This window comes from Streptomyces sp. NPDC002676 (assembly GCF_053592455.1).
Genome location: NZ_JBSFVT010000024.1, coordinates 91900 through 100896, shown reverse-complemented (window position 1 = coordinate 100896; position 8997 = coordinate 91900). Strand labels below are relative to the sequence as shown.

The window sequence follows — 8997 nt, the reverse complement described above, 5'->3', positions numbered from 1 at the left end:
CACGACCTCTTCCACGGCCCCGAACTGTCAGCCCAACCACCTTGCCCACGAATCATTTTCGGGCGACTTCGTGTATGGCTCGAAGGAGCCTGACTGTCACTCAGAGTGGCCGCATCACAGAAGTTGAGCCAGAGCCGGCTCGTGAACAAAGCCACTCGATCACACCCTTTTCCGGAAAACTCCATGAACGGCCCTTCTATGATCTGTGCATGCTGGATCCCGAGCTGCTGGAACGGATCACCGTGCGGCGCGCGGAACTGGACGAACTCGAAGAGCAACTGTCCAAGCAGTTGGCGGAGATACGGGCCGAGCGGGGGCGCCCCACGTGCCCTTCCGGGGGCGTCGAACCGGTCGTGATCTCTGCCGCAGCCCACCCGTCGAAGTTGGACACCTGGAAACTGAGACATGAGGTTCCAGAGGAATCAGCACCAGGTGGGAAGCTTGGAATTTCCATCTGATCTGCGGCGGGAAGGGCACCTCGCTCAAGGTCATCACCACCGCAGCCAACGTCAACGACCTCAGACCTTGGCCCCGCTCGACGGCATCCCGCCCGTCGCCGGAAAACCGAGCCGTCCGCGCAGCAGGGCTTTGCAGTCTGCTCCACCGCAATGATCTACAGCGACCGGCGCCTGACCACCACCCACGTCCGTGCCGAACGCCAGGTCCAACTGAACCGTCATCCGCTGCCGACCGAGACTCACATAGAGGTGAGCTGCAACGGAGCCGACGCCACAGCGGGGCGGGTGTTCTTCGCGTCTCCATGCCGTGGCGTCGCTGCTCGTCCCTACATCAAGCTACTCAGTTCACGCGCTCGATTCGCGCGTGCCGGATCAGGTTCTTGCCCGGCTCCCGAACCTGGTCGAAGGCCGAATTGTTCAGCAGCACACAACTACCGGAAGGCCCATTCACCTTCACCGTCGCCGAGCGACCATTGTCCAGATTCGTCACCTTCAGCGTCGTGCCCACCGGAAATGTCCCGCTCGTTGCCGCCGGCGCACCCGCCTCACCCGACAACGTCACCGTCGACCCCTTGCACACGACATCGGGGACGGCGGCGTGGCTTGTCGCCACTGTTGCAATAACACCTCCGGTCACCAGGGCTCCTGCCGCGGCAGTCAGTACGAGCTTCTTCGTACGACTCATGGTTCGCTTCCGGGACACTGACACACTCCTCGATGGATACCGTCTCCCCCGCGGTCCTGCTTACGGCCTGTGTCGCACTTGGGTTCAGCTCTCCAGTGGGATGTTCGTGTTGTTGCTCCAAGGGGGCTGTGCGGGGGGACCGCGTCAGAGACGGCCCAGGTTGCACTGTGGAGATGCTCCGCCGCAGGTCCCTGCCTTGGTGTTGATGGCTGGTGTCCCGGGAAGGGGCCGCCCGTGCCGCTGATCTGAGGCGTTGGGAAGCCGAACCCCACGGGTAACGTTAAGGGCCGCTTGACTCTCCCTTAATACGGCAGCCGCAGTTACGGGGCCGGTGGCCTCGGCGGCGGCAGTGGCTGAGACGGGCGCGGTGGTGCTGCGACGCGAAAGGTCCAACGCGAGGGCCTGGGCCGCTTCACGGTCGAGTGCGGCCGGGCCCGCGGGCGAGGCGAGGAGTTCGCCGGGGCGGGCAGAGCCGGGGCCAGCCACCCAGACGCGGGCGAGGACGGGCTCGTACTCGCGGGGTGTGGCTCTGAGGCGGGTTGTTGCAAGCGCGTGGAAGGAGTTCCTTCTCAGTCCTGGGGCAAGGCGCCCGCGACTGGTTCGAGAAGGCCGTCCGCTTGCCGTCCACACCCGGGCCGCGGTTCCTCCCGACCCGCACGACGTCATCGCGGAACTCTTCGGGATAAGGCTTGGGCACAGCGACATCCTTGCCACCCGCCCTACAGGGCAAGCCAGTTCAGATGTCACCCGATCGTGCAGCAGACCCTTCGGAATGCTGGGGAAGGCGTGAGTCAGCGTTCTCCGGCTGATTCCCGCGATCCTGTGTTCGTCTCCTGTGCAGCGAGCAGGCCGAGTGCGTTGACCACGGCCTCGGGGGAAGTGGCCAGTTGGGGCTTGTGGTCCAAGATGGCCTGTTGAGCTGCGGTCAGCTGAAACACGCTCACCGTCCAGTCCACCTTGACAATCAACAGCGCCCCTACGCGCAGGAGGGCATCCTTCGTCTGCTCAAGTGAGGAAAGCACCGGCCCCAGATTCTGTAGCAGCGTTGCGGTCACAGCCGCGTCTTGAGCGAGAACCAGGCGCGTGTCCGCCAGATGCGCTGCTGTCAGAGCGCCTTCGCGAACTGCCTGGGACCGCACGACCCGCTCCACTGTGGCTCGCATCCGGCGAAACCATGACCCGATCACAGGGTCTTCGCGGTCCAGAACAGTCAATCCGGCGCTCGCCAGGAGCGCCACGACAGCGCTTTCGACCTCGCTGTGCGCGCCACCGTCCGAGAGATAGATCGTTACGGGCAGTGCAGCGACTCCCGTAAGAGCGGCAAATGCTTCCGCCAGCACAGGGGTCATCAGATCCACCTGCCAGACCCGTGCCCCGTACCCTTCAAGAGCCCGTGCCACCGACGCGGCGTCAGCCGGAACCGGGGGATCCCAGCAAATCCGCCTCACTATGTCTGGCGCGAGCAGGTTTTCCTGCGGCATGTTGAGCCGTTCGGCCAGCGCCGACACCGCGGCGCGGGCCGCCGTCAGCCGGGCGGCCGCGGCGGGGTCCTTGTCGGCCCACGCCCGGGGCGGCGGCGGTCCCGTCACCGGCTGTCCCGGCAGCGGCAGCGCGGCGTCCGGCAGCGCCTTGGCGCGGTCCACCGCCGCCTGCCACTGCTCCAGCTGGCGCCGTCCCATCCGGTGCCCGAACCCGTTCAGCTCGGCGAGGGCGTGCACATTCGGCGGCAGTGCCAGCGCCGCCTCCACGATCGCCGCGTCACTGAGTACGTTGCCCGGCGACACGTCCCGCTGCTGCGCGATCCGGTCCCGCGTCTCCCACAGCTCCCGCGCCACGCCCAGCTGCCGGCGCCGCCGCACCTTGTGCATCCCGGACGTCCGACGCCAGGGATCCTTGCGCGGCCCAGCCGGCGGCACGGCCACGATCGCGTCGAACTCCTGCCGCGCCCACTCCAGTTTGCCCTGCCGCTCCAGCTCGGCCTCCAGGGCGTCCCGCAGGTCGACGAGCAGTTCGACGTCCAGCGCCGCGTACCGCAGCCACGGCTCGGGCAGTGGCCGGGTCGACCAGTCGACGGCGGAGTGGCCCTTCTCCAGGACGAACCCGAGAACGCTCTCGACCATCGCGCCGAGGCCGACCCGGGGCAACCCGGCGAGGCGTCCGGCCAGCTCGGTGTCGAAGAGGCTGCTGGGCACCATGCCTATCTCGCGCAGGCAGGGCAGGTGCTGGGTGGCCGCGTGCAACACCCACTCGACGCCGGCGAGTGCCTCGCCGAGGCCGGACAGGTCGGGGCAGGCGACGGGGTCGATCAGCGCGGTCCCGGCGCCCTCGCGGCGCAGCTGGACGAGGTAGGCACGCTGGTGGTAGCGGTAGCCGGAGGCGCGCTCGGCGTCTACGGCGACGGGCCCGGAGCCGGCGGCGAACGCGGCGATCACGCGGGTGAGCATGGCCTCGTCCGCGACCACGGGCGGAATCCCCTCACGCGGCATCAGTAAAGGGGTTGGCACCCCCGGTATGGAAGATCCGGCGTCGTCCGGATGAGTGCCCCCGGTGGTGCGCAGTGAACTGTCTGCCGAGAACTCATGACGATGGTCCACGAGTTGAGCGTAGCTGCATGCTGACAGCGTGCGTCGGCAGAACGCCACATCGTGTCCGCGTACTCTCTGATGCGGCCGGGCCGGTACGTTTGAACGTGGCCAGTGGTCAGGCCACGTTGGTGTCCCGTTCGATGGCCTTGAGGCGGTTCTTGAGCCGGTAGCTGGGCCCGTTGATCGCGACGACGTCGCAGTGATGCAGGAACCGGTCGAGGATCGCGGTGGCGAGGACCTCGTTGCCGAACACCTGCCCCCATTCGCTGAAGGTCTTGTTCGAGGTCAGGATGATTGAGCCCTTCTCGTATCGCTTCGAGATGACCTGGAAGACCATGTTCGCCTCCGCGCGTTCAAGGGGCTGGTAGCCGACCTCATCGACCACCAGAACGCCGGGTCGCAGGTAGGAGCCGAGTTTGCTGGTCAGCCGGCCTGCCGCTTCGGCGGCCTTGAGATGGCGGACCATGTCGTCGGTGGTACGTGGATCAGCGTCCTGCGGCACGGGACCAGCCCGTCGCTGGCCACGAGCCCGGTCCACGGTCACCACTCTGGTCCGGCTCGTCCTGCCGTTCCTGACCGAGTACGGCGGAAAGTACACAACCCTGCGGCAGGCCACACGGGATGATCTCACCAGCTGGCTGACTCACCGTCCCAACCTGGCCTACGACGCCGGTGCCCTGCGGTCGCTGTTCAGCAGGCTCAAGGCCGAGCGGCTGATCTTCGCCAACCCGATGCGGGGCATCAATGGCGGCAAGCTCACCACGACAATCCCCGTCTCGCTCACCGCGGAGGAGGTGGAGGCCGTCGCCCGGGCCGCCCTGCAAGATCCGGCCCTGCGGGTGGTCGTCGCCCTGTCCGGGGTCCATGCACTGCAATCCCAGCACTCCGCACCATGCTCATGGACCAGGTGGACCTGGCCGGACACTGCCTGAACCCCGAGGGACTGAACCGTCCACTTGACGAGTACTCTGCCGAGGCGATCACCAACTACCTCGGCTAGCGGCACCACCGCTGGCCGAACAGCACCAAGCCACACCTGCTGATCAGCCGGATCGCGGCCACGACCACGGCGCCGGTGGGCACATTCTGGATGGACAAACTCGTCAAGCAGCTGCCCATCGGCCTCGACCGGCTGAGGCAGGACCGCATCCTGGAGGAGGCCCTGGCCAACGGCGCCGACCCCCTCCACCTCGCGCACGTCTTCTCCCTCGGCGCCAAGACCAGCCTCCGCTACACGACCGCCGCCGCCGTCTCACCCGCCGAAGACGACTCGCACACCCGCTGAACCGCAGGGATCGTGGAGGTCAACTTCCCTACCGAGCCCGTGGGTTCGCCCCGGGCATCCTTCAGAAATCGCGAACGGCGGACCAGACGGAACTGCTGGATTCGCAGTTGCCGCAGGTCAGCCGTCTCACCCCGTGTCGTCTGGCCAGGTCACTGCCCGAGGATGCCCGCCCGCTGCCCCGCCTGGAGCAGTGGGACGAACTGCTCCAGCTGCGACGGAAGGAGTCGTCGTGACTGCCGCCCAGCACGCGCTCACCGCCCAGGCGTCCGACGCCGCGATCGACACCGCCTGCCGGATGCTGCGGCTGCCTACCATGTGGGCCCAGGCCGCCGACACCATCGCCCGACTGAGCGCGAGGGGCTCTCCTACGCCGGATTTCTCGCCGAGCTCCTGCTCGCCGAGTGCGAGGATCGCGACCGTGGCCGGGCCGAACGCCGCATCAGGGCCGCTCACTTCCCGCGCGAGAAGTCGCTGCGCGAGTTCGACTACACCGCCAACCCCAACGTCGACCCAGCCGTCATCCACAGCCTCGCCACCTGCGACTGGATCACCAAGGGCTACCCGCTGTGTCTGATCGGAGACTCCGGCACCGGCAAGTCCCACCGGCTCATCGGCTTGGGCATCGCGGCCGCTATGGCCGGCTACCGCGTCCGCTACACCGCCGCCGCCTGCCTGGTGAACGAGCTCGTCGAGGCGCCGACGACATGCAGCTCGGCAAGTCCATCGCCCGCTACGGACGCGTCGACCTTCTCGAAATCGACGAACTCAGCTACCTCGAACTGGGCCGGCGCGGGGCGGAGATGCTCTTCCAGGTTCTGACGGAGAGGGAGGAGAAGAACAGCATCGCGATCGCCTCCAACGAAGCGTTCACGGGCTGGTCAAAGACGTTCACCGATCCGCGGCTCTGCGCGGCGATCGTGGACCGGCTCACCTTCAACGCCACCCTCATCGAGACTGGCACCGAGTCCTACCGACTGGCTCGCACCAGGGCGAACAAGGCCAACGGGACGAAATAGCCGTCCTCCCCGGCGCACGGAGGCCGGGCGGAGGCGCCTGACTGAGGCAACCCTCTTGTTATTGCAAGTAATATGCAACAAGCTGGGCGGGCCCTTACCGCCTGTCGAGGACGTGGAGTCTTGTCATGCCCCGCCTGATGCCGAACACCGGACCGCAGTGCGTCCTCGCGGCCTCGAACTTCGTCTACACCGTCGGCAGCGGCCTCTACCTCACCGCCGGAGTGCTGTATTTCACCGAGGGAGTTCACCTTCCGGCAGGCCAGGTGGGGCTCGGGCTCGGCATCGCCGGTCTTCTCGCGCTGACCCTGGGCGTCGCGGTCGGTCATCTGGCCGACCGGCACGGAGCACGCAGCATCTACGCGGCCACCCTGATCGTCCAGGCGCTGGCCACGGCCGGCCTCATCCTGGCGGACAGCTTCTGGCCGTTCGTCCTGTTGGTCTGCGCGGCCGCCGCGGCGAAGGCGGCCGGAATCGCCGCCCGCTCCCCGCTCATCAGGCACTACGGCGGCGGCCGGCCGCAGGAGTTCCGGGCCTACCTGCGTGCGGTGACCAACGTCGGCATCTCCCTCGGTGCCGTGCTGGCAGGCTGGGTCGTCCAAGTGGGCACACTCACCGCCTATCAGCTCATGGTCATCGGCAACGCGATCGCCTTCGCGGTCTCCGCGGTGATCCTGGTCCTCCTGCCGCCGGTCGCGCCCGTCCCCACCAGCGACGGTCCTCGCTGGATCGCCCTGCGGGACCGCCCCTACCTGCTGCTGACCGCCCTCGACGGCATCATGGCCATCCAGTTCAAGGTGCTCACCGTGGTCATCCCGCTCTGGATCGTCGGCGCCACCACCGCCCCGCACTGGCTCATCTCGGCCACGATGCTCACCGGCACGGTCATCGTCGTCGCCTTTCAGGTGCGGGCCAGCCGCAACGTCGATTCCCCCACCTCCGGCGCACACGCCTACCGCCGGGCAGGCGTGGCCTTCCTCATCGCCTGCTCACTGATCTCGCTGTCCGCAGGCATACCGGCGTGGGCCGCCGCAACCCTGCTGATCACCGCGGTGATGATCCACACGATCGGCGAACTATGGCACTCCGCCGCGGGCTTCGAGGTCTCCTTCGCTCTCGCCCCGCAGCACGCCACCGGCCAGTACCTGGGCGTGTTCGGCCTCGGCGCCGGCCTCGCCGAAGCCCTCGGACCAGGACTGCTCATCGCACTCTGCATCACCTGGGGCCGCCCTGGGTGGTATGTCGCGGGAGCCATGTTCGCGCTGACGGGCTTGGCAGCACCACCCGCTGTCCGCTGGGCACAACGCCATCAGCACACTCTGCAGACGCAGCTTGCCCATACAGAAAAGGCGTCAACCGCCTGATCGACCCGAGGCAACAACACAACCCCCATTCCAACGGGGCCAAATCAAACCGCCCTCCGGAGCCGCCTCACGGCACCTGACCTTCACGAATCATCCGCAAACTGGGGCCAGTTGGAGTCGCATCGATGGGGCCGGTAGAAGCCGGCCTAGCCACCACTTCTTCCTCAAGGTCTCCCGGGAGGTGATGGAGAAGCGGATCGACGGACGGAGCTTCACCCCGCACGACCCCGAGCAGGACGAGCGGGTCCGGCGCTGGTGCAAGGACAGGATCGAATCCAGCATGGCCGCGGCTGACACCCTGCCCAGCGACGCGGTTTTCCTGGACGGCGCGCTGAATCCGCAGGAGTTGGCCGACCAGGTACTAAACCGTATCGGCGCGGGCCCGAGCCGCTCGGCTTGGAAACCCCTGCTGCGCGTCTGCGTGAGCTGACGCTGATCTTCACCTACCTGGGATCGTTGCTTTCCCAGGGGTGGACGAAGAGGTCGGGCTGGAGCACGGTGTTCAGCTCAGACTCGTCCGGGGCCTCGGCGGACCCGATGAGGATTGCGCCGATGTCGTAGTCGAAGCCATCCATGCGCTCGCGGTCGTACTCCCAATGCTCCAGCCGAAAGCTACGTTCAACGTCGCTGCGAACCCATCCCTCGTCCCAGGCTCGCTCCGCGCGGGGCGGATGTCCACGAACGCACGGCGATCCGGCCGCGATGCCGGGCCTTCCGGCTTGGCCCAGGCGTCCTCTCCGCACGAGCGGAGGTGAGCCGGTCTTCGTAGAAACCGCGGTAGGAGTGCCGGTGTCCTCTCCGCGCGAGCGGAGGTGAGTCGGACCCCGGACTCGCCTATGCGTGCGGGGAGCTGCCCTCTCCGTGTGGAACTCCGCGTAATTCGCCACTAACGGCACTCCCACCCAACCGTTCGACAAGTTGCACGGACCAAGTTGCGCGGCTGGGCGCAGAGGTGCTGGCTAAGGGCTCGCAGAGAATCAAAATGTTGCTTCTCTGCGAGCCCTTAGGCTCGCCTCATGGAGATTCGCGGCATCGATCCCCGGGACGCCACCTGGGAACAGGACCACGCCAACTACCGGGTCTACTTCTGGGACGTGCCCGCGGTCACGTCGTACGAGTACGAGATCCTGGACGAGGTCGAAATCGGCGAGCTCCTGACCTGGGCCGACGAGTATGCCGCAGAGCACGGATGGAGCTACACCGTCTACGCCGTGGCCACCGACGACGGAGAACAAGGACTCATCAGGCTCGCCGGAGTCCTGGGCGACCCGTTCGCCCAGTAACCCTCGAGGCACTGGGGGCCGACACTCAAGCGTCGGCCCCCAGACACACCTCAGGAGCGACACGGACCGGCCGCCCCTGCACTGGACACGTGACCGCGGCTACCACTTCTGCGCGGGCGAGGCCGAACTGAAGGAATGGGAACGGTCCTGGATCAGCGAACGGCTCACCCAGCTCCGCCGCTTGCTCTCCGGCATCGCGGGCCCCACCGCCAGCTCTACCCTTGGCCTCACTGACCCGCACCACGGGAAACGATCGCACGGCAGTTGGGAAGCGATCTCAAGCTGCTTCTTGCGCCGCAGGTGGGCGTACTCGTGAACACCCCG

7 protein-coding genes and 4 pseudogenes are annotated in these 8997 nt (G+C 67.1%); 7 read left to right on the top strand and 4 right to left on the bottom strand.

The features are described from left to right. Positions 1-209: 209 nt before the first annotated feature. Complete coding sequence (locus ACWD3E_RS37855; RefSeq protein ID WP_451392031.1) at positions 210-458, top strand: hypothetical protein; 249 nt, start codon at positions 210-212, stop codon at positions 456-458. Positions 459-798: 340 nt separating this feature from the next. Here the strand turns inward: ACWD3E_RS37855 and ACWD3E_RS37850 are convergent. From ACWD3E_RS37850 to ACWD3E_RS37840, 3 pseudogenes are all read right to left on the bottom strand, one after another. Next, positions 799-1044, bottom strand: a pseudogene (locus ACWD3E_RS37850) (hypothetical protein); the annotation flags it as partial. Between the two features lie 1415 nt (positions 1045-2459). Beyond that, positions 2460-3737 (bottom strand): annotated as a pseudogene (locus ACWD3E_RS37845) (HRDC domain-containing protein); the annotation flags it as partial. Positions 3738-3843: 106 nt separating this feature from the next. Further along, positions 3844-4200: pseudogene (locus tag ACWD3E_RS37840) on the bottom strand (ATP-binding protein); the annotation flags it as partial. Position 4201: 1 nt separating this feature from the next. Between ACWD3E_RS37840 and ACWD3E_RS37835 the strand changes: the two are divergent. The 5 genes and pseudogenes from ACWD3E_RS37835 to ACWD3E_RS37815 all read left to right on the top strand — a co-directional run bounded on the left by ACWD3E_RS37835 (position 4202) and on the right by ACWD3E_RS37815 (position 7820). Further along, positions 4202-4660: a hypothetical protein gene (locus tag ACWD3E_RS37835; RefSeq protein ID WP_451392030.1), complete on the top strand. Its 459-nt coding sequence runs from the start codon at positions 4202-4204 to the stop codon at positions 4658-4660. Positions 4661-4818: 158 nt separating this feature from the next. Beyond that, positions 4819-5013, top strand: coding sequence for a hypothetical protein (locus tag ACWD3E_RS37830; RefSeq protein ID WP_451392029.1), 195 nt, complete (start codon positions 4819-4821; stop codon positions 5011-5013). A 229-nt stretch (positions 5014-5242) separates the two neighbouring features. Further along, positions 5243-6029, top strand: a pseudogene (gene istB, locus ACWD3E_RS37825) (IS21-like element helper ATPase IstB). A gap of 125 nt (positions 6030-6154) precedes the next feature. Continuing rightward, positions 6155-7390, top strand: coding sequence for an MFS transporter (locus ACWD3E_RS37820; RefSeq protein WP_451392028.1), 1236 nt, complete (start codon positions 6155-6157; stop codon positions 7388-7390). A gap of 184 nt (positions 7391-7574) precedes the next feature. After that, positions 7575-7820, top strand: coding sequence for a hypothetical protein (locus ACWD3E_RS37815; protein ID WP_451392027.1), 246 nt, complete (start codon positions 7575-7577; stop codon positions 7818-7820). Between the two features lie 13 nt (positions 7821-7833). Here ACWD3E_RS37815 and ACWD3E_RS37810 read toward each other — a convergent pair whose 3' ends face one another. Continuing rightward, positions 7834-7965 (bottom strand): hypothetical protein, encoded by a 132-nt coding sequence (locus ACWD3E_RS37810; protein WP_451392026.1) that lies wholly within the window; start codon positions 7963-7965, stop codon positions 7834-7836. A gap of 441 nt (positions 7966-8406) precedes the next feature. Here ACWD3E_RS37810 and ACWD3E_RS37805 point away from each other — a divergent pair, with 441 nt between their 5' ends. Then, positions 8407-8673, top strand: coding sequence for a hypothetical protein (locus tag ACWD3E_RS37805; protein WP_451392025.1), 267 nt, complete (start codon positions 8407-8409; stop codon positions 8671-8673). Positions 8674-8997: the final 324 nt, after the last annotated feature.

Coding starts and splice junctions, on each gene's coding strand:
- ACWD3E_RS37855 (WP_451392031.1), top strand. CDS start 210: ATGCTGGATCCCGAGCTGCTGGAACGGATCACCGTGCGGCGCGCGGAA.
- ACWD3E_RS37830 (WP_451392029.1), top strand. CDS start 4,819: ATGGACAAACTCGTCAAGCAGCTGCCCATCGGCCTCGACCGGCTGAGG.
- ACWD3E_RS37805 (WP_451392025.1), top strand. CDS start 8,407: ATGGAGATTCGCGGCATCGATCCCCGGGACGCCACCTGGGAACAGGAC.
- ACWD3E_RS37820 (WP_451392028.1), top strand. CDS start 6,155: ATGCCCCGCCTGATGCCGAACACCGGACCGCAGTGCGTCCTCGCGGCC.
- ACWD3E_RS37815 (WP_451392027.1), top strand. CDS start 7,575: ATGGAGAAGCGGATCGACGGACGGAGCTTCACCCCGCACGACCCCGAG.
- ACWD3E_RS37810 (WP_451392026.1), bottom strand. CDS start 7,965: ATGGATGGCTTCGACTACGACATCGGCGCAATCCTCATCGGGTCCGCC.